Source organism: Anabaenopsis tanganyikae CS-531 (assembly GCF_029891675.1).
Lineage (GTDB): Bacteria > Cyanobacteriota > Cyanobacteriia > Cyanobacteriales > Nostocaceae > Anabaenopsis > Anabaenopsis arnoldii.
The window spans coordinates 1-20372 of record NZ_JANQDF010000184.1 but is presented as its reverse complement, the minus strand read 5'-3'; the positions used below and the strand labels follow the sequence as shown (position 1 = coordinate 20372).

18 protein-coding genes, 1 rRNA gene and 1 riboswitch are annotated in these 20372 nt (G+C 40.6%); of the genes, 11 read left to right on the top strand and 8 right to left on the bottom strand.

All coding sequences use genetic code 11. The annotated features are described in order from the left end of the window. Positions 1 to 73: 73 nt before the first annotated feature. Positions 74 to 988: an o-succinylbenzoate synthase gene (locus NWP22_RS17905; protein ID WP_271734059.1), complete on the bottom strand. Its 915-nt coding sequence runs from the start codon at positions 986 to 988 to the stop codon at positions 74 to 76. Continuing rightward, positions 981 to 1886 (bottom strand): 2-carboxy-1,4-naphthoquinone phytyltransferase, encoded by a 906-nt coding sequence (gene menA, locus NWP22_RS17900; RefSeq protein WP_271734058.1) that lies wholly within the window; start codon positions 1884 to 1886, stop codon positions 981 to 983. The genes NWP22_RS17905 and menA overlap by 8 nt, the downstream gene beginning before the upstream one ends. A 121-nt stretch (positions 1887 to 2007) precedes the next feature. Between menA and NWP22_RS17895 the strand changes: the two genes are divergently transcribed. Together NWP22_RS17895 and NWP22_RS17890 are read left to right on the top strand one after the other, a co-directional pair. Beyond that, positions 2008 to 2166 (top strand): hypothetical protein, encoded by a 159-nt coding sequence (locus NWP22_RS17895; protein WP_271734057.1) that lies wholly within the window; start codon positions 2008 to 2010, stop codon positions 2164 to 2166. A 37-nt stretch (positions 2167 to 2203) separates the two neighbouring features. Beyond that, on the top strand, positions 2204 to 3619 hold the full coding sequence (locus tag NWP22_RS17890) for an isochorismate synthase (RefSeq protein WP_271734056.1): 1416 nt from the start codon (positions 2204 to 2206) through the stop codon (positions 3617 to 3619). A gap of 99 nt (positions 3620 to 3718) precedes the next feature. On the opposite strand, the gene NWP22_RS17885 is transcribed toward NWP22_RS17890, so the two are convergent. The 4 genes from NWP22_RS17885 to cbiE form a co-directional block, all read right to left on the bottom strand. Beyond that, positions 3719 to 3895: a hypothetical protein gene (locus NWP22_RS17885; protein WP_271734055.1), complete on the bottom strand. Its 177-nt coding sequence runs from the start codon at positions 3893 to 3895 to the stop codon at positions 3719 to 3721. Between the two features lie 80 nt (positions 3896 to 3975). Then, positions 3976 to 6888 carry a beta-phosphoglucomutase gene (gene pgmB, locus NWP22_RS17880; RefSeq protein WP_271734054.1) on the bottom strand — a complete coding sequence of 971 codons (2913 nt, stop codon included), beginning with the start codon at positions 6886 to 6888 and terminating at the stop codon, positions 3976 to 3978. 43 nt (positions 6889 to 6931) lie between these two features. Next, positions 6932 to 9361 (bottom strand): sucrose synthase, encoded by a 2430-nt coding sequence (locus NWP22_RS17875; protein WP_271734053.1) that lies wholly within the window; start codon positions 9359 to 9361, stop codon positions 6932 to 6934. A 268-nt stretch (positions 9362 to 9629) separates the two neighbouring features. Continuing rightward, positions 9630 to 10841, bottom strand: a complete 1212-nt coding sequence (gene cbiE, locus NWP22_RS17870) for a precorrin-6y C5,15-methyltransferase (decarboxylating) subunit CbiE (protein WP_271734052.1) — start codon at positions 10839 to 10841, stop codon at positions 9630 to 9632. A gap of 175 nt (positions 10842 to 11016) precedes the next feature. On the opposite strand from cbiE, the gene NWP22_RS17865 reads away from it, so the two are divergent. The 5 genes from NWP22_RS17865 (at position 11017) to cobJ (ending at position 16226) form a co-directional block, all read left to right on the top strand. Beyond that, complete coding sequence (locus NWP22_RS17865; RefSeq protein WP_271734051.1) at positions 11017 to 11232, top strand: hypothetical protein; 216 nt, start codon at positions 11017 to 11019, stop codon at positions 11230 to 11232. A gap of 133 nt (positions 11233 to 11365) precedes the next feature. Then, positions 11366 to 11484: riboswitch (adenosylcobalamin-variant (AdoCbl-variant) riboswitch) on the top strand. A gap of 57 nt (positions 11485 to 11541) precedes the next feature. Beyond that, the gene (cobG, locus tag NWP22_RS17860; RefSeq protein ID WP_425332627.1) at positions 11542 to 13023 is read left to right on the top strand and encodes a precorrin-3B synthase; all 1482 of its coding nucleotides are present in this window, start codon (positions 11542 to 11544) and stop codon (positions 13021 to 13023) included. Between the two features lie 52 nt (positions 13024 to 13075). Next, positions 13076 to 13702, top strand: a complete 627-nt coding sequence (locus tag NWP22_RS17855; RefSeq protein WP_271734048.1) for a precorrin-8X methylmutase — start codon at positions 13076 to 13078, stop codon at positions 13700 to 13702. A 2-nt stretch (positions 13703 to 13704) separates the two neighbouring features. Next, complete coding sequence (locus NWP22_RS17850) at positions 13705 to 14409, top strand: precorrin-2 C(20)-methyltransferase (RefSeq protein WP_271734047.1); 705 nt, start codon at positions 13705 to 13707, stop codon at positions 14407 to 14409. Positions 14410 to 14510: 101 nt separating this feature from the next. After that, positions 14511 to 16226, top strand: a complete 1716-nt coding sequence (gene cobJ, locus NWP22_RS17845; RefSeq protein WP_280802193.1) for a precorrin-3B C(17)-methyltransferase — start codon at positions 14511 to 14513, stop codon at positions 16224 to 16226. 118 nt (positions 16227 to 16344) lie between these two features. Here cobJ and NWP22_RS17840 read toward each other — a convergent pair whose 3' ends face one another. Continuing rightward, positions 16345 to 17712, bottom strand: coding sequence for a helix-turn-helix domain-containing protein (locus tag NWP22_RS17840; protein ID WP_280802192.1), 1368 nt, complete (start codon positions 17710 to 17712; stop codon positions 16345 to 16347). 262 nt (positions 17713 to 17974) lie between these two features. Between NWP22_RS17840 and NWP22_RS17835 the strand changes: the two genes are divergently transcribed. The 4 genes from NWP22_RS17835 to NWP22_RS17820 all read left to right on the top strand — a co-directional run bounded on the left by NWP22_RS17835 (position 17975) and on the right by NWP22_RS17820 (position 20039). Further along, positions 17975 to 18655, top strand: a complete 681-nt coding sequence (locus NWP22_RS17835) for a GTPase family protein (RefSeq protein WP_271734043.1) — start codon at positions 17975 to 17977, stop codon at positions 18653 to 18655. A gap of 13 nt (positions 18656 to 18668) precedes the next feature. Further along, positions 18669 to 19445, top strand: a complete 777-nt coding sequence (locus NWP22_RS17830; protein WP_280802191.1) for a GTPase family protein — start codon at positions 18669 to 18671, stop codon at positions 19443 to 19445. 127 nt (positions 19446 to 19572) lie between these two features. After that, a complete protein-coding gene (locus tag NWP22_RS17825) occupies positions 19573 to 19812 on the top strand; it encodes a hypothetical protein (protein ID WP_280802190.1) in 240 nt (79 codons plus the stop codon). Between the two features lie 35 nt (positions 19813 to 19847). Then, positions 19848 to 20039 carry a hypothetical protein gene (locus NWP22_RS17820; RefSeq protein WP_271734040.1) on the top strand — a complete coding sequence of 64 codons (192 nt, stop codon included), beginning with the start codon at positions 19848 to 19850 and terminating at the stop codon, positions 20037 to 20039. Positions 20040 to 20234: 195 nt separating this feature from the next. On the opposite strand, the gene rrf is transcribed toward NWP22_RS17820, so the two are convergent. Then, a 5S ribosomal RNA gene (gene rrf, locus NWP22_RS17815) occupies positions 20235 to 20352 on the bottom strand. Positions 20353 to 20372 lie beyond the last annotated feature (20 nt).

Here is a 20372-nt window from a genome sequence, read left to right as displayed (position 1 = left end):
CAGTCAACAGTCAACAGTCAACAGTCAACAGTCAACCGTCAACCGTCAACCGTCAACCGCGATGGTCAGGAGTTTAGTTGATAAAATGATTGACACCAAAACCAACCGCCCGATTTTTGGGGGATAATTCTGCTGCTAGTTGTAAAGCAGCTTGTCTACCAATTGGGGTTTCAAACACTGAGGAAAACACCGCATCAATATGATGCTGTTGGCAAAATTGGCGCAGACGGGAAGGGTAACCCGCTATCCCTGGTTTAATCACAAAAATCCCTCGCCAACCTTTTTGAAAGCAGTATTGCAGTTGTGGGAATGTGGCCACAGACTCATCTAAGGCGATCGCAGTCTGAAAACTAGCGCTTAAGTCCAACATCGCCGCCAATTCTGGGATTGGTAATGGTTGTTCCAGAAATTCCACATGAGAAACATGGTCACAAATTCCCAACCATAGTTTAGCCTCCTCATAACTCAGTCCACCATTAGCATCTAATCGCAATTTAGCTGTAGGGGGTAAACTCCGGGTTAATAAATCAAAGATTTCCCACTCCCTAGAAAACTCACCCACGCCAATTTTCCATTTAAATGCACGGTATCCTTGCTCCCACAGGGGTTTCCACTTACTTAACGCCCCATCCCCTGCTGGTAACAATCCACTATAACGGAGAGATTGAGGGTATCTGAGTAAATTACCCATTGCTTCCCAAGCTGACTCAAAAGCAAACTGACAAGCGGGTAAGGTATCGGGAATTGAGAAAATCATCTCCCGTGTAATTATCCCTGGTAATTGGCGACAAAAATCTATAGCTTCCTCTAGAGTCTCCGAACCAAACCAACTAATAGGCGCAATTTCTCCCCAACCACAGTTACCCCCAGCATCACGCAAATGAATGATTACACCCTCACGGATACGCCAAACCCCATGATTAGTCACCAATGGTTGTAAAAACCGCCTCCTATAACAACGAAAATCAAAGTTAAAAATCCTAACCACCCCCCAAGATAAACCCCAAACCCAACAGTAAACAACAGCAAAAATGTAAATTAACTGCAATAAACTTACAATTACTCACCTTTTCTGGGAGATGATGATTTTTTTGCACATGGTGACATAACTGTAAAGCCAAAGGTAAACTGAGCCAACTAAGCAGAGTCCAGAGTGGGAACACCCCCCAGACAACAAATAACAAAATCAGGGGATAAATACTACCGGTAAACCAATAGAGGACTTTTGCAGCTTTGGCGGTTCCCAAACGCACCACAGGCGATCGCTTACCTGCTGCTATGTCATCCTTAACTTGGTGAAAGTGCGAGCAAAATAAAATTAAACTGGTAGCAATGCCCACAATCACAGAAGCTGCTAAACTACTCATAGACCAAGTTTGAGTTTGGCTATAGTATGCTGCTGTTATCGCCAAAGGTCCAAAGGCAAAAAAACAAATAATTTCCCCTAAACCTTGGTATCCTAAGCGAAAAGGTGGCCCTTGGTATGTGTAGCCCAAAGCACAGCAGACCAAGATTAAACCTATCACCGTCGGGTCTTGCTGCCAAGTAGCAATGGCGATGATTCCCAGTAAACCAGCCAATAAACACAAGTTACCTAACCAAAATATTAATAACTTTTTGCCAGTTAAGTTAACTAAAGAATGATGTTTATTTTTATCAATTCCCGTTTCCGCATCAAAAACATCATTACTAATGTTTTCCCAAGCTAAAATTAAAATTGCTGCCCCTATAAAAGTAGAAAATACTACTAAATTAAATCCTTTAGTTTCCGCAAAGGCTACTGCTGTTCCTACCCAAATGGGCATAATAGCAACAGTATACATTGGCGGTTTAATTGCCGCCATCCATAATTTAATTTGAGGATTTACAACCTGCTTTGTAGTCATCAGTCCTTATTAATGAGATTATAGCTATCTTACTCATATCTAAAATTTTACGGGTTCTGGAGACACCAGCGCCCATCCAGGTAGTGCAAAACCATCCTGTGCTTTACTAAAGACTAGTTAAGTGCCAAACTTATGGTATTTACTGTGGTTGGTTCACCCAAAACTCACAGATAACTGTTTAGCTTATGGGAACACCATCAATACAGCAAACCATACTCTGGTGAATTGGCAACTGAATATGCTACCTGTAGAAATACCACCACGTTTAATTACACTTTAGGAAGTTAACTTAAAAAAACTTTACTATTGCTAGACCCATGACAGTTTCACCATGTCGCAGCAACTTCTTTGTTACACACAAAGACCTATACCATTTTCTGTGCAAAGTTCAGGAAAATTGCCTCAAAAATAATTGTGGGCAAATTGTGAGTATTTCCCTGAATATTGACTGGGTAGATCCATTGGTTGTGTTGAATAAATTTACGCATAAAGAGGATATAAATTTTTATATTGAGAACCAGGCTAAGGGAGAAGCGATCGCCGCCATTGATCCGGTGTTAAAACTAGAAATTGATGGCAAACAGCGTTTTCAGCAAGCTGAATATTTTATTAAATCCCGTCTCCAAGATATCAAAAATTTTGGTATAACTGAGCAGAGTTTTAGTGGTCCCCACTTTTTTTGTTATTTCAGGTTTTTTGAGTATAATTCCCAAATAGACTACCCATTTCCATCGGCAACAATTTTTTTACCACGTTGGCAAATAGCAGTTAAAAATCAACAGTGTATATTAGTTAACAATATAATTATCAATTCCAACAGGAATGTAGAAAATATCCTTGAGGATTTGCACGATAAAATCAAGCAAATTCAGTCATTAGAATCTACTGTGAATAAATGGGATCAAATACCAAATAAATTTAGCAAACAATCTGTAACTAATCCTCAAGACTTTAAAAGAGCAGTAATATCTGCAGTAGAAAAAATTCGCACCAGTGACTTAAGTAAAATTGTCCTAGCCAACGCCTTAGATGTGAAATCCAGCAACAGTTTTAATTTATTCAAATCCTTACAGAATTTGCGGGAAATACATCCTAATTGTTATATTTTCTCTACCAGTAATGGCAAAGGACAAAGCTTTATTGGTGCGAGTCCCGAACGACTAATTAGTATTAATAATCAAGAATTAGTATCCGACGCTTTAGCCGGTTCTGCACCCAGAGGTACAACAGATGCAGAAGATGCAGCTAACGCCAACCGCTTACTAAATAGTATCAAAGAAAGACACGAACATTCTTTAGTGATTGATTTTATTACTCAACACCTATCACAGCTAGGTTTGTCACCCAGGGTATTAGCACCGCGACTGAGACAATTATCTAACATCCAGCATTTATGGACGCCCATTACAGCCAGAGTTCCCCCTCACGTTCACCCCTTAAGGATAGTATCCCAACTTCATCCTACCCCAGCGGTTGCCGGTGCCAGCAGAGATTTTGCCTGTGCAGAAATTCGTCGCTATGAAAACTTTGAGCGGGGTTTATATGCTGCACCTCTAGGTTGGATAGATGGTAGGGGGAATTGTGAATTTATAGTTGGGATTCGTTCAGCATTAATAGATGGCGATCGCGCCAGGCTGTATGCTGGTGCTGGTATAGTTGCTGGTTCGGATCCTGAGAAAGAATTTGCAGAAGTGCAGCTGAAACTTCAAGCCCTACTCAAAGCATTAGTATAGAGATATAGCTGTTTTGGTCTGAGTGAGGTTAATTAACCGCAATCAGGCTATGATACCTTAATGATCAAATATTCTTGGTGTCCTTTGGTCTTTTGGCTGTTAATCCTTGTTTTTATCAGCAGGGTCACCTTCAAAAGGTTGAACCCCCGTCGCTGGATAGTCATCATCTCTAGGACTAAAAATTCTGCTCACAGCTTCCGAAATATAGTTCATTGATTGCTGAGGAATATTTTTAATTGATTGAAGTATTTCCCTGACTCTTGCTGAACTAGACATAACATGATCTCCTAAAACACCGAATCAAGTAAACATTTATCTGTGTTCATCTGTAATTACCCAGATATTGATACCCACACTCACACAACAGCTTTGCTTAATTGGGCTTGCAACCCCGCCCAGGTCACACCCGCTAAACTAGGTAAAACAACATGAGCCGCACCAACTCGTTCACACGGACCTAGACCCACAGCCCACATACCAGCAGCTAGAGCTGCTTCTATACCCGCTGCTGCATCTTCAATGACTAGACATTGCTTTGGTGGGACTCCTAATTGCTCCGCTGCATATAGGAATAAGTCCGGTGCGGGTTTAGGTTGTTGTACACTATAACCATCAGCGATCGCATCGACTTGATCAGCAATTCCCAAACGCTCCACAACCATCTGGGCATTTTTGCTAGCTGAACCAATAGCGATTTTAATACCCTGTTGTCGCAACTCATCCAACAAAGCGATCGCACCTGGTAACAAATCTTTGGGTGTAATATTAGCAATCATCTCCACATAGTAGCGGTTTTTGCGCGCCAACATTGCCTGAATTTGGGACTCTGAATATTTTTTATTCTTAATGATTAACATTAAAGAAGCCCGACGGGATATACCCCGCAAAGCTTCATTAGCTCCTCGATTAAACTCTATACCCTCTTCATCTGCTAGTTTCCGCCAAGCTAAATAGTGATATTCAGCCGTATCAGTTAAGACACCATCTAGGTCAAAAATTACCCCGTGGATGGGGGAAGAAGAGGGCGCAAATAAAATCAATCCTTTGTGACTTTCCCCCTGAGTAATTTGGGGACGTAAATTGAATTCGTGCCATTCACCCCGCCAATGCAGTTTAAACCTCAGACCAGTCCACCCCTGGGGTAAATGAGGGTTAGCCGCAGGGCGACTGTCCCTGAGTTTAATTCCACCAAAACCAAAAACCACAGCTTGCCAAATTCCCCCAGCATTAGCCCCATGAATACCATCAGCAGTGTTACCGCGGGTGTCCTCAAGATCGATCATTGCTGCTTGCATAAAACGTTGATAAGCTTCTGCCCGTTTTCCTAAATCTGAGGCTAAGATGGCATGAATTGCCGGACCTAAAGATGAACCATAGGTAATATCCGTGCGGGGTGCGTAGTAGTCCCAATTTGCTTGTAATGATTTTTGATTGTAGGGGAAATCTCCCAATTCCCGCATCATATATAAAAGCATTAATACATCTGGTTGCTTGAGTACCTGCAACTTATTAGTTTTTTCGATCCCCAAAATGGCCTGCATGGACTGGGTGCGTGGTTCATAGTCCTTCAGGTTAATATCTTCCAACTGGAAAAATCCCTGGAACTGCTCTATTAGTCCTGTTGAAGAGTCGTAAGGAATCCAGAGTTTAGCGGCGATCTGCTGCCATTGGCTTTTCGTTTCAGGGTTAAGTTGTAGTTGTTCGTCTAATTCCTTGGCTCTTTCCGGGAAGCTTTGATGCAGCCAGTCATTAACTATGACCGCTTTTTCTAAATGCCATTGCACTATCCGGTTAGTAAAGGTGTTATTGTGAACAAACTCGTGATACTCATCTGCTCCTATTACCCCGAGAATTTCATAGCGGTCTTGCTCAGAATTGAACTCAACCCGACTAGCCCAAAAAATGGCGGTATCTAAAATAATCTCTGCACCGCACCTTTGCATCCATTCATGATCACCAGTTGCCTGCCAATAATACCAGACACCATAAGAAATATCTGAACTAATGTGAATTTCGTGGTCACGACACCAAATTCTGATATCATTACCGTAAAAATCACTAGGAAGCGACCAACGTGGTGTTACCTCATCCCCCGTAACAGCACTTTCCCAAGCATACATCGCCCCTTTATAACCATAATGGGATGCTTTACGTCTGGCACCATTTAAAGTGTGATAGCGGTAACTCAGTAAATTACGCCCTAGGGCTGGTTGGGTAAAGATAAAAAAGGGCAGAATAAAAATTTCTGTGTCCCAAAAAATATGACCACGGTAGCCAAATCCCGAAAGGGTTTTAGCGGGAATACTAACTTTTTCATCATGTCTGGGGGCGGCAATTAACAGCTGAAACAAATTGTAACGGATGGCAAAAGCGGCTTTACTATCCCCCTCTATGGCAACATCACTGTAGTGCCAAACCTCATCCCATGCTTGGGCGTTGGCTTGCCGCAGGGTGATATAGTCTGGTAAGTGCGCGAGTTTTTCTTGAGCTGCTGAGACTGGTTGCGAAATTTCCCGCGAGGTAAAAACTGTGACTACCTTCTCTACTGTCACTGTCTGCTGTGGTGTAGCCAGAAAGGTTGCAGTTACCGTGGGGTAGCCAGGAGCAGTATGCACTTGTAAAGCGGATTCAGTTCCTAATAATACCACCCTTGCAGCCATACCAATATCAATCCGCGAGCCGCGAGTTCTGCTGTGTAACCAGATTCCTGCTGCGGTTTTACCCTGGTCGATTGCTTCCCAGTGGTTGAAACCTTGATTTTCTGGGTAGCCGTTAATACTAGCCTGAATTTCGACTACCCCATCAAAATTTACAGGCGTTATATGACAGAGTTGCCCTAATACGTGCTGATCAGCTAAACTAGCAAATCGTTCAAACTCAATGTCTATGGTTTGCCCAGTGGGACTACACCAGCGTACAGAACGGCTGAGAATCCCTTGACGTAGGTCTAATTGTCGATCATACTGTAATATTTCTCCCTCATGGAAACGGAAGCGATCGCCATTAATATTGAGTATCAATGGTAACCAGTCTGGACAATTTGCGAGTTCAGTATAAACTACAGGAACATGATCATAGACACCGTTGATAAAAGTAGCTGGTAATGCACGAATATAGCCTTCCTCAAAACTCCCCCGTGTTCCCAGGTATCCGTTACCGATGGTGAAGATGGTTTCTCTCGAATGTAACTGCTCAGGGTCAAATGCAGTTTCAATTAATATCCAATCTGTATATATGAAGTGGTTATTATAATCACTTTTTTTATTCATCTTCAATCCCTGTGCTAAATTCCCAATTAGGAAGGAAAACTTTTTACTTTTTAACGATCACAGAATTCCGCATATGTTGTTCTAAAATCATTTCGGCTCTGGGTTTAAAAATCAGGTGGAATAATGTTTCTATATATCTATGTTTGGCTGCATTATTTTCAGGAGCGGCAAAGTTCCAAAAGCTAAATATTTTAGCCAGCAAGAGCATTTGACTATTGTTGATTTGCCAATTATATTTATGTAGAATACGTTGGCTCATGCTTTGGGAAAATTCTCCCCATAATTCGGGTTGAGTATCACATTTTTCTATGAAGCTCAAAATTTGGTTTGCTGTTTCTTTTTCGTCTGTAGGGTTAATATGAAATCCATTTTGCTGTTCTTCAATAACTTCTACAGCACCACCAAATTTAGTCACAAAAGTGGGTAAACCGGAAACCATGGCTTCCAGAATGCTGCGACCAAAGGATTCAAACCGGGCAAAGTGAACATAAATTCCCTGAGCATCCGCAATGACTCGGTAGGCTTCTCCTAGCTCACGACTGGGAAGACGCATCCCTATACAGCGTATATGGCCGTGTAGCTCATATTGATTAATTATGTCATGGAGTTTTTGAATTTCCTCTGCTTCTCTGGGGTTGGTTGCTTCGGTGGGATACAGTTTACTAGTAATAAAAATCAGATTACAATGCTCTTTTAAGGCTGGATTTTTGCCAAAACATTCCGCTAAACCTGTAAGATTTTTCACTGAGGTGATGGGGGCAACATTGAGGATGGGTCGCTTATGAGGGTGGTCTAAATGACCGAGAATTTGGGGATGTTTACGAGTAAATAGTAAATCATGTACTTTGTTGGTAAATTCAACATCCCGCCTATGTTTGTGGCTATAAGGGAAAAAGACATTTTCACTGACACCAGGGGGTACCATGTTGAATTTAGGGCTAAATAAATCAATGCCATCAACTACATGATATAGCTGGGGCATGGTAAAACACTTGTATGACTCATATTGCCCTATTGTATCGGGGGTGCCGACAATTTCTTGATAGGATGAAGTGATGATAAAGTCCGCAGCATTCATACTGATTAAGTCAGCGGTAAATTGTGCGGAAAAGTGATAATGTTCTTCTAAGTCCTGCCAATATAGATTACTAAATAAATGTTTGGGTTTTTCTAAAGTGTGGGCAATGTTGCACTGAGTGACTTTCAGGCTTTGGGAAAGGAGGGAGGCTACTAAATTACCATCACTATAGTTACCAACAATCAGATCGGGACAACCTTGAAATTGAGCTAATAGTTGTTTTTCTGCATCCACAGCAAATTGTTCTAAATAAGGCCAAATGTCATATTTAGAAATCCAATTATTGGTAATCTCAGGATTGAATTCACCAAAGGGAACTCGCAAGATCCAAGCGTTTGCAGTGTCATCAATTTTCTCTAGCCGCAAATTACATTCTGTACCTTCACAGTTAGGAATAAGTCTAGTAAGAATAATTATATGGGGGTGAATTCCCAATAAGTCTAGACCTGCTAGTTTGATTTCTGTTTGCAGTTGATTTTCCAAGCTGCGGGCTTGTTCTAGGACATAAATCACTTGACCGAGTGTTTCATCTCTACCTAAAACGTCCTGTTGAGCAACCCAACCATGTATGGAAATGAGAACCACGCGAAAAATAGCAGGAATGCGGGTGACAAATGCTTCTAAGATAGCGGGTTGGGGACTGCGTATAAGTTGTTCTAACAGTTCTAGGGTTTCGGATATGCGCCCAGATGTATTACCCCACCCCGGTTCAAAACCTAGTTCTTGTAGGTGAGGGCGAAAATTGGCGTAGGGTTCTTCAGGGGGTAATTGCTCCAGAAATTTTAGGGCTTGTTTAATTTGCTGCGTGAGGTGGATACCGCAGGGAATGCGATCGCTAATTAGCAGGGGTTTTTGATCATAAGTTAGTTGATATAATGCTTGAAATAACACCTCTAACCAATAATTGCTGTCAGTCAACAGTTGATCGCATAAGTAACGATTGAGAAAGGCTAATCCTTGACCAATGTTTCTGGGGTCAGTAATTCTGGTGGATTGGGGGTAAAAGGGTTGAAAGTCAATTTCTAGAATGTGGGGTTGGTAGCGGTTAACCAGGCGATCGCTGACATCTAACCATGCTTGGGGTGTCATTGGCTCAAATCTAGAGCAGTCAGCTTGCAGTCGCCACACTTCCTGACTAGCAATCCTGGGGCGAAGAACAAACCAAGTACCTTCCGATTCTAAAATCATCTCATGGGTATTGTGAATTAATCTGCCAACAGAAGAAGAGTAGTAAAAATAAGCGGGCTTTTGCTTCCTTTGACAGTAATCCGCAAAAATATGTAAAATCTCGTTTCTTAGGAAGTAACGTTTATTGGTAGCACTTAATTGCAAAATAAACTGACATAGAGTGATTTTTTCATCTGTGTCTAAACAAGTCACCAAACATTCATACATGAGCAACTCCAGCACAGTATCAGGTCACGACCTCAAATGTGATGCTAGAGGTACATTTCCCATATTTATATTCATATAATAGATAGTATGAAAGCTGTTCACTTCTGGCTTCAGGATGAAACCCTAGCAATTCACTCTATACCTTCAGGTTGTCAATATAGTTACTTCCCCTAAAATCTACGTCCCATATGATTCCAATGAACTCTTAGACAGTGGTGATAAAAAACCCTTTGCGCCCCTTTGCGCTTACCTTTGCGCCCCTTTGCGTTTAAAACTTAATTCCCACCCACTGAGTCACAGGGGACATAGCTCGCCAACCTAAAAACTTACCAATAGGTTCAGCTCTTTGAATAGAAACACGAGTTAAATTACCACCAACTTGATTATACCATTTAAATAAGGTTTGCTCCCCTTCTATGGTGACAACATTAGCTACCAACCGCCCACCGGGACGTAATGCTGTCCAACAGGTATCAAAAAGGTCTTCCGCGGTGACTCCACCGCCGATAAATATAGCATCCGGTGTAGGTAAATCTTTTAGGCTTGATGGTGCTTGACCGGGAATAATTTTGAGGTGGGGGGTTCCTAAAGCGGTGGCGTTGTCTGCAATGTACTTTAGTCTACCAGGATTCTGTTCAATGGCGATCGCCTGACATCGGGAATTAGTACGCATCCATTCAATGGAAATTGAACCGCAACCCGCGCCGACATCCCATAATAGTTCTCCGGGAGTGGGGGCTAATTTTGCCAAGGTAACCGCCCTGACTTCTCGCTTAGTTAATTGTCCATCGTGATGATAGGCATGATCTGGTAATCCTGGTAATCTGGGTAAGGGTATTACCCCAGGATCGGCAATACAATTAACTGCGATCGCATTGAGAGGGGCAATTTCTGTTTCACTCCAAGATGCGGCTGTACCTTGTACAATTCTTTCCTGAATACCACCCAGATGTTCTAGAACAGTAATTTTACTACCACCATAACCGCGATTTGTCAAGATTTCGGCAACAATTGCCGGTGTGTCTTTTCCGGCGCTCAAAATTAACAGTTGGGCCTGGGGATAAATGTAAGACTGGAGAAGAGACGCGGGACGACCGCACAAACTCAAGGTTTCTGTTTCGGTTAAAGACCATCCTAGTTTGGCACAAACGAGGCTGAAGGTAGAAGGCGCAGGGATGATGGTGATTTCTTCTAGGGGGAATTGTCGGGTAAGGGTGACACCGATACCGTAATATAAGGGGTCACCGCTGGCTAATACACAGATTAATTGACCACGACGGCGGATAATTTCTGCTATTGAGGTGGTAATGGGTGATGTCCAGGCTATCTTCTCTCCTCGGTACACTCCCGGTAACATGGCCAAATGGCGATCGCCCCCTATAATCACCTCAGCTTGGTCAATCAGGGAACGTGCGATCGCACTTAACCCCTGTAACCCATCTTCACCAATACCAACAATCGATAGCCATTTACCTGTCATAGAAGCTGATAATAATTTCACTAGATGTGGTAGTTTTTCCGCTCCAAAATTGCGGAATTTTCCAACTTTTATGAGTGTGTTATAATCAATGTGCATTACAAGTTTTACACAAGTAATATATGGTAATATATATTTACTTGACTTGGTTAAATTTCATAATTAGGTTGATTATTAATTGAAAATTAAAGCGTTGGATGTCAAAGCAGGCGATCGCATTATTGCCTACTGTAAGAATAAGATGCAGGTTTGCAAGGTGAAGCGCATCTTGGATCCTGGTTCCACTAATATCACACTATTGGTGTTTACATCTGAGCATTATCGTGGATGCTTAGTTTCCTGTGTAGTGCGGTTCCAGCCTGACACCTTAGTTGATTTAGTTAATTTTGCGTAATTACCCTAAGTCATTATCATAGGGTTAATGGAGGTTGTAAATACACTATCCAGATATACTCAGTACGATATTTAAGTGAATATTAAAAAAAATGCAGCATCCGGTGGGCTGAATACCTGATCATGTTAGATTAGTAAGGAAATAGGTTGGGAAACTCCGGTGTAATTCCGGGACTGTGCCGCAGCTGTAATGGTAAGACCAAAGCAGAATGTTCAGTTTTTTTACTTGCCAAGTCAGAATGCCAACCGTAACAGTGTCATCAAGACACATTATCTACTACCTGCGTCGCACAGGGAAGGAGTGAATATTTTGCTGTCCGGTTTTGCCTTATGTCCTGGATTATTTTATGATACACCAGCCCAAGATGGGATATTATCTCGCATCAGAATACCAGGTGGGATTCTGGATAGTAAACAATGTCATGCGATCGCAGATGTAGCGGAGAATTATGGGGGTGGTTATGTGGATGTGACTAATCGCGCTAACCTCCAAATCCGGGAGCTGCGTTCGGGAATAAATATCAGTGTTCTCCAGAATTTACAAAATATAGGTATTGGTGCTGCTAATTTCGCTGTTGACCACATTCGTAATATTATGACCAGTCCTACGGCTGGTATTGATACCCAAGAATTAATTGATACCCGTCCCTTTGTCCAAGAGTGGGATAATTATATCGCCGCACACCCCAACCTATCAGGACTATCGGCAAAATTTAGTGTTGCTTTTGATGGTGGTGGTAAAGTTTCCGTATGCGATCGCCTCAACGATATCATGTTCGCTGCTGTTTTAATTGATGGTAAAGTTTATTTCCGCCTGTGTCTGAGCGTCGGCGATCGGGGAAAACCACCCCTTGATATGGGAATTGTATTATTGCCAGAGCAATGTTTACCAGTTTTAGCAGCTTTGGCTGAGGTTTACCGAAATCATACCGATGCTCACAGTGGACGCAAGCTGCGTTTGCGAGAGTTATTAAATAAATTGGGTTGTGAAAGTTATCTTAAAGAAGTTGAAAAACTCTTAGCTTTTAAACTCACTCTCCATCAGCGCTTTGACACAACCAATTCTTCATCCCGTCTCGTGACCGAAAACACATTAAACTTTAAGTATCCACATATCGGCGTTCATCCCCAGGGTCAGCAGGGCTTATTTTATATTGGTGTGGTTTTACCTCTGGGTCGGCTAGAAAGTCAGCAAATGCGGAGTTTAGCTGATTTAGCAACAGAATTTGGTAGTGGGAATCTCAGGTTAACTCCTTGGCAAAATCTGCTGTTGACTGACATTCCTCGGCGATCGCTTCCCAATGTTAAGCATGAAATAGCTACTTTAAATTTAGATTTCTCAGGGAGTAATATCAATAGTGCATTAGTGGCTTGTTCTGGTAATCAAGGTTGTGCAGCTTCAGCTACGGATACGAAAGGTGACGCTTTGATCTTAGCAAATTATCTCAAAACTCATGTTAGCCTCAATTACCCCGTTCATATTCACTTTAGCGGCTGCGAAAAATCTTGCGCCCACCATCGTAATAGTGATATTACTATGCTTGGTGTCAGCCTAGAATCAAAAAATGGTACTTTGGGAGCTTATCAGATTTATGTTGGTACAGGTGAGAGCAACCAAAAATTTGGTCGTCAACTTTATGAATATGTGAGTATGGACGAGATACCTGTATTGTTAGAACAGATGTTACAAGTGTATAAAATGCAATGCCGAAACAGCAATGAATCCTTTGGAGAATTTGTTAATCGATATGAGATTGAGCAATTACAGTTGTTGTTCTCCCCAGTGAGGTAGGTTTATTTCTGCTCCCATTCACTATTCACCATTAACTATTCCCGATTTTCCCATGTCTGACTACATCCGAGATGCTAAAGAAATTTACAGTAAGTCCTTTGAGATCATCAGATCGGAAGCCAAGCTGGATATGCTGCCGCCTGATGTAGCAAAAGTTGCTGTACGCCTGATCCATGCTTGTGGAATGACTGATATTGTTAATGACTTGGGATATTCAGCCGATGCGGTAAAGCGTGGACGCGCAGCACTAGCAGCAGGTGCGCCAATTCTGTGTGATTGTCGAATGGTTGCTGAGGGTATTACCAGACAGAGACTACCAGCAAACAACCAAGTTATTTGTACCCTTTATGATGTGGAAGTTCCAGCCCTGGCTAAACGGTTGGGTAATACCAGATCAGCTGCAGCGGTGGAATTGTGGCGCTTGCACTTAGATGGCGCAGTGGTAGCAATTGGTAATGCACCTACAGCACTATTTCACCTTCTGGAAATGCTCGAAGAAGGATTTTTCAAGCCAGCGATTATTTTAGGTTTTCCCGTGGGATTTGTGGGCGCTGCTGAGTCAAAAGCAGCACTAGCAGTAAATAGGCACAATGTACCATTTTTAACTTTATATGGTAGGCGTGGTGGCAGTGCGATCGCAGCTGCAGCAGTTAATGCCCTAGGAACAGAGGAAGAATAATTATGCCAACCAAAGGCCGCCTCTATGGAATCGGTGTAGGGCCAGGTGATCCAGAACTACTGACATTGAAAGCACTGCGACTATTACAAGCCGCTCCTGTGGTGGCTTATCAGTCCGCAGTAGATAAAGACAGTATAGCGCGGGGTATCGTCTCTCAATATCTGTCGGGGCATCAAATCGAAGTCCTGTTTCACCTACCCCGCGCCTTAGAACCAGAAACGGCAAGTGCCATTTACGACCAAGAAGTTGCACCCATTGCCGAACATCTAGCCGCAGGACGTGATGTGGTGGTTTTGTGTGAAGGTGACCCGTTTTTTTACGGTTCTTTTATGTATGTTTTCACACGTCTATCTGAGAAGTACCAAACGGAAGTTGTCCCAGGAGTTTCCTCACTCATGGCTTGTCCTGTGGCTTTGGGTGTACCTTTTACCTATTACAACGATATCATGACCGTTCTCCCCGCCCCCATGCCAGCCGAACAATTAATCACCCACTTGCTAGCAACCGATGCAGCGGCGATTATGAAATTAGGTCGCCATTTTACCAAAGTGCGAGATGTTTTACATCAATTAGGGTTAGCATCACGGGCATTATACATTGAGCGGGCAACAATGGCACAACAAACAATTATACCCCTGGATCAAGTTGATCCAGATCAAGTCCCTTACTTCTCAATGATTATCATCCCGACTAAAAGTCGGCTATAGATTTACCAACCAGTTCTGCTCATGGCGCGAATTTATAAACTCAGTTGTGTTCATCTGTGGTTTCATTGGAAAAGATATATACAAAACTTGTAAATTAAATAATGATCAAGATTGCACCTGCCATTGTGGTACTTAGTCAAAACAGCGTCCCACTAGCCCGCCAAATCATCAGCATACTACAGGGTGGGACATTATACGGTTTGGCAGGTCGCACATCTAACGTTGATATTACTTTCACGAATTTTGGTGAAACATTACGGGAATTATTCGCACAGGGAACACCCTTAATTGGGATTTGTGCAGCTGGTATTCTCATCAGAACCATAGCGCCCATGCTTTCTGATAAAAAACAGGAACCCCCAGTATTAGCAGTAGCTGAAGATGGGAGTGCTGTGGTTCCCCTGTTGGGTGGACTCAATGGGGTGAATGATTTAGCGCGACGCATTGCGGAAGTCCTGGGTGTGAAACCAGCAATTACCACCACAGGTGATCTTCGTTTCCGCACCGCTTTATTATCTCCCCCACCTGGATATCATTTAGCTAACCCAGATGACGCTAAGAAATTTATCTCAGATTTATTAGCCGGGGCGCAAGTTAAGCTAGAAGGTACAGCCCCTTGGTTGAGTAATAGTCAATTACCCATAGACCCAGATGGTAATTTAACCATCCAGGTTACAGAACGCTTAGTCACCCCCGCACCCGACCGCCTTGTTTATCACCCAGGAACTATAGCCGTTACCATCAGTGATATTGTTGATGTGGGCTTAATACAACAGCTGTTAGCAGATGCAGCCCTAGACCCAGCATCACTAGGGGGTATTTTTGCAGATATTACCTTGGCTGCAAATCCAGCCACAGAAGCCATTGCTAACGCCTTTAAAGTACCTATTCGCTTTTTTACCTCAAATCAGTTAGAAAAATTTATATCACAAGGTTATAGCCCAGCCCAAGCCATGGCTCTTATGGTAACCGGCTCCTCTGGATTATCCTCCCCATGTCCTCACGCCAGAATTGCCATTGCTCCAGCCCCTATTGATACCAGCACCATCGGTCAAGCCAGAGGGCGGTTAGCGATTATTGGTACTGGTCCGGGTGGTTCTCAGTGGATGTCTCCAGAGGTGAGAGAAATACTTAAATCTGCGACTGACTTAGTGGGTTATAAAACATATATCAACTTAATTGGCTCTCTGGCTGAGGGTAAACAACTGCATGAGTCAGACAACCGGGAAGAAATCGACCGGGCGACAATGGCGCTGGATTTAGCAGCAACAGGGCGATATGTCGCTGTAGTTTCCTCTGGTGATCCTGGTATCTATGCAATGGCTGCGGCGGTATTTGAGGTGTGCGATAAAAACCCCAAACCGGAATGGGAAAGTATTGATCTTCATGTTGCACCGGGTATTTCCGCCATGCAAGCCGCAGCGGCGGCTATTGGCGCACCATTGGGACATGACTTCTGCGCCATTTCACTATCTGATATTTTAAAACCCTGGTCAATTATTGAACAACGCATTGCTGCGGCTGCTCAAGCTGATTTTGTCATAGCCTTCTATAATCCTGTGTCCAAAGATCGCACTTGGCAACTAACAGCAGCCAGAGAAATTTTACAGCAATATAGAACACCAGATACACCAGTAGTATTAGCTAGAAATCTCGGCAGACCAGGGGAAGGTGTCAAAGTTATTCAACTACAAGAGTTAACACCAGATGCAGCGGATATGCGGACTGTGATTTTAATTGGTTCCAGCCAAACCCGGACAATTCACCGCCGGGATGGGACTATCTCGGTTTATACACCAAGGCGATACAGTGAATAAAAGTTATGGGTATCAGCACCGATAACAATTCTCACTGTTCATCGCTTAAGTCTGTTGGGTATGATTTAGACATGGCTCAAGTAACTCTGTCGCCTTTTTATCTACTGACAGAATATCGTTACTTGAGCTTTTCTTGACTTGACAAATATCCTCTAAAAACAGGATACAATTGAAACAATATTTTCTCATTTTTGATTTTCGTAACTAAATACCTTTGTTGCAAAGACTGTAAAGCATTATTAAAATCAATAACAGATAAACTTAAATGCAGTTTTAAATCTTCTCTAGAAACAGGAATACCAAACTTAATCAAACTCAACACTATGTCTTTTTCTTGTGTTGATAAACGGTTATATATTGCCTGAAATCGAGATTGCATTTGATTAGTGATCAGCAAAGTATCATCAGATAAAAATTCACAAACATCACCATCATAATTATTATGGATTAAGCCAATCACACTTTTTAAATCATTGAAATTACCAGCATATAAATTAATTAATTTAAACCATGATTCCTGATATTGTAAATCTGTATTTCCTAAAATATCAACATCATACAATCCAGATAGTTGTAAACACTTAATCGGATAAAATTCCTGTTCTAAACATTTCATTTCTGGACATTGTTCTTGACTAATAACAATTACATGACTTTGATGTTTAAATTCAGTAATCATGGTCAAAAAATTCTGATAATCTTGATATTCAGATTTGTATTGTCCAGCAAATTTACCAGGAATAAATATATTTTGAAAATCATCAATAACAATTAAACATTTATGATTACAAAGAATAGAAAATAATTGTTTTAATTGTTTATCTAAAGTTTCTTCAGGTTGTTGTTGACAAACATTCAAAATATCACTGACCAGTAAATCTAAAGACTGAGGATATTTTAAACTTCTCCAAATAACAACGGGAAAATTATTGAGGTTTAAATCTACGAATCTTTTAACTAAAGTGGTTTTACCAACACCATATAATCCTAATACAGAAATTAACCGAGTATTTTGGTTAAATATCCAATCAGATAGTTTTTCTAATTCTTTTTCTCGCCGATAAAAATTGATAATTTCAGGAGCAAAAGTTAAATCATAAGCAGATAATTTATATTTACTATTTATATTACCTGTTTTTTCTGGTTGACTTGGATTATTTAATGGTTGAGAACTAAAATTCAAATAATGACTATTACCAATACAAATATTTGGATTCTGGGATGATTGAATATATATCCTTTTTATTGTAGAACAAAAATTAGATTTTTTTATATCTTGATTTAAGATATCAGATAAAAGTTGCCATAATTTAGATCCTATATCTGCTATATGATTAGTAGTTAAATTATATTTGCGAGCAATATCATCATAAGATTTCTTATTCCATGTACCTTCAACAACAGCTATTTGTATGTCATCTAGATGTTTTCCCGTCTTCTCGAAAACCATCTGATCAACAAATTTTACAACTTCATCTACAGTCATAAAATGTATACATAGTAAGGGTTTCAGTAATTATAGCAACAACCAAACCTAATTTTACCTATATTTTCCTAACTTATACATAATAATTTATAGAAAATCTGCCAATCAAATCCTATTTTTTCCAATAGACAGATGGTTATAAATTGTTTTATAGATGGTAATTAAGTGGTTAAATAAACTTAGTATTATTAGTCTTTAGTATTCTTCAAAGAATCCGATTATACTTATAGCCACTTAGTAGAGTAACTAAAAATTAATCAAAATGTCTGAATTGAGCAATGAACCAAAAACCATCAAAACCCCTCTAAATATAGAGGTTAATACTGTCACCATAGCTAAATTTGGTCAAACAGGTACAGGAAAAACAAGCTTGTCTAATGCTTTATTTGGAGTAAATTGGCGTACAGATTATGCTGTTGCTTGTACTCAAACCGTCAGTAAATACCAGGGTAAGATGTTACTAAAAATTCCTCAATGCAAAGATTTTACCTGGCAAATTTGCGACACTCCCGGTGTTGGTGAAAGTGAATGTGCAGATGAGCAGCATTTTGAGGAAATTTATCAAACCTTCCATCAAGCAGATGTAATTATATGGGTGGTTCAAGCTGATACCCGTGCATTTGCAGAAGATCAAAAAGCAATCCTCAAACTAACCGATAATAAACAAAAGATTCCCAAAGCTCATTATGTCATAGTTTTGAATCAGATTGATCGAGTACATCCTGAAAATTGGGACAGCGAAAAAAATCAACCATCACCGGAACAATTAGCTTTAATCCCAGAGAAAATAAACATTGTTTATCAAAGATTTTCTCCTTATCTACCCATTCAAATAGAACATATAATCCCCTGTTCTGTTGTTAATAATTATGGGTTGGATAACCTTGTTAATAGCATCAACAAATTTAATTATCTAGTCAATACAAATAACAACTTGAATTAAAGGAGTTAAAAAAATGGAACTTTCACCAAAAATACAAGAAATTGTAGATAATTTACGTAAACTTTTAGGTGGTGAAGAATTTAGATTTTTTGAGAGTTCAGTACAAAAAGAAATAGCCAAACCTCCCAAAGTAGCCATTATCGGTAAAACGGGTGTTGGTAAAAGTACCACCATTAACGCCTTATTTGGGTTACAAGAAAAAGTCAGTCACACCACACATGGAACAACAGAAGCAAGTAAAAAAATAATTGAATTACCCCAAGGAGGAAAATTAGAAGTTATTGATATGCCAGGACTGGGGGAAGATATAGAACTAGATAAAGAATACACTGAAATTTACCAGCGAACTTTACCAGAAGCAGACGTTGTTCTCTATGTTATTCAAGGCAACTTAAAAGCATTAACAGAAGATGAAAAAATACTCAGAGACATTGTACAAAATGTGATGGGTAATTTAAAAGGTCGTCTAGTAGTGGGATTAAATCAAGTAGATAAAATAGGTCCAGGTACATGGAACACCAGATTTAATTTTCCATCTCCTGAACAGGAAGATAATATCAATCGTCGTTGTCAATATATCCAGGAAAAGCTAAGTTCTGCCCTATCTATTGAAGTTGAACAGGTTGAATATTACTCAGCAGAAAAACGATACAGACTCTATAATCTTCTAACAGCAATTATTAAAGCATCCGGTAATGTCGGCTGGAAATTTACTATCAATCCTGCTGATCCCATTGCACTAGCAGATCCATCTCTACAAGATTTCTTGAGACAGCAATTAAAAGGTTAAGCAATTATGGGATTTGTCTCAATTGTTGTTTAACTTCAAGTTCAAGCTAGGTTTATATGTTGAAAATGGTGACTTTTTTGCTTGGTTACATGATGTTTACTTCACTTACACAGGCGGATGTTAACAAATGGCTCCTAATGATTTAACCTCAGAAGAAGATGATTTAACCCCAGAAGAAGATGATTTAACCCCAGAAGAAAAAGAAATTCTTCGAAGCTTTCGAGTACTTACTAAATCTGAAAAGAAAGCAGTTAGAGCCAGTGAAGAGGCCTTTATTAATTGGATAAAAACTTCTGTTTCGTGGGTATGGGATAAAATTAAAGGCTATGCTAACGATTTATGGAGTTGGCTAAAAGGCTTATTCTAAAAACTTTGATAAAGCAGTTTAAACAGGAGTAAAGAATGGAATTATCAGATGAAGAGAAAGAAATTATTAGGCGTTATCGTCTACTTTCTGATGCGGAAAAAAAATCTGTGCGTGCCAGTGAAACCGCGTTTAAATCATGGATTGAAAGTGCTATACCATGGGTTTTGACAAAAATTATTGAAATCGGTATTTCTGAAATATTACACCGTTTGATCTCGTTGGTTTAATTGATTTTAATCCTTCGCCCAAAATTTACCATATTTTGGGCTATTTTTATCACCTCTTTCTTAAAATTCAACACTTCTGAATAAATGGGTAACTGATTGTCAATCAATAGTCACCCATTTTAATAATATAAAATCGCCAAAACAAAAACCCCATCTCAATAAACCAAGAGAGGAGGCTTTTGTATTGAATATTAAACCTGGCATCGAGCTATTTTTGCGGAGGGCTACCCCTCAACTATCGTGGCCGCTGCAGCGTTTCACCTCTGAGTTCGGGAAGGGATCAGTGTGGTTCCACCGCGCCATAGACACCAGGAAAGAGTGGTGGGTCAGAGA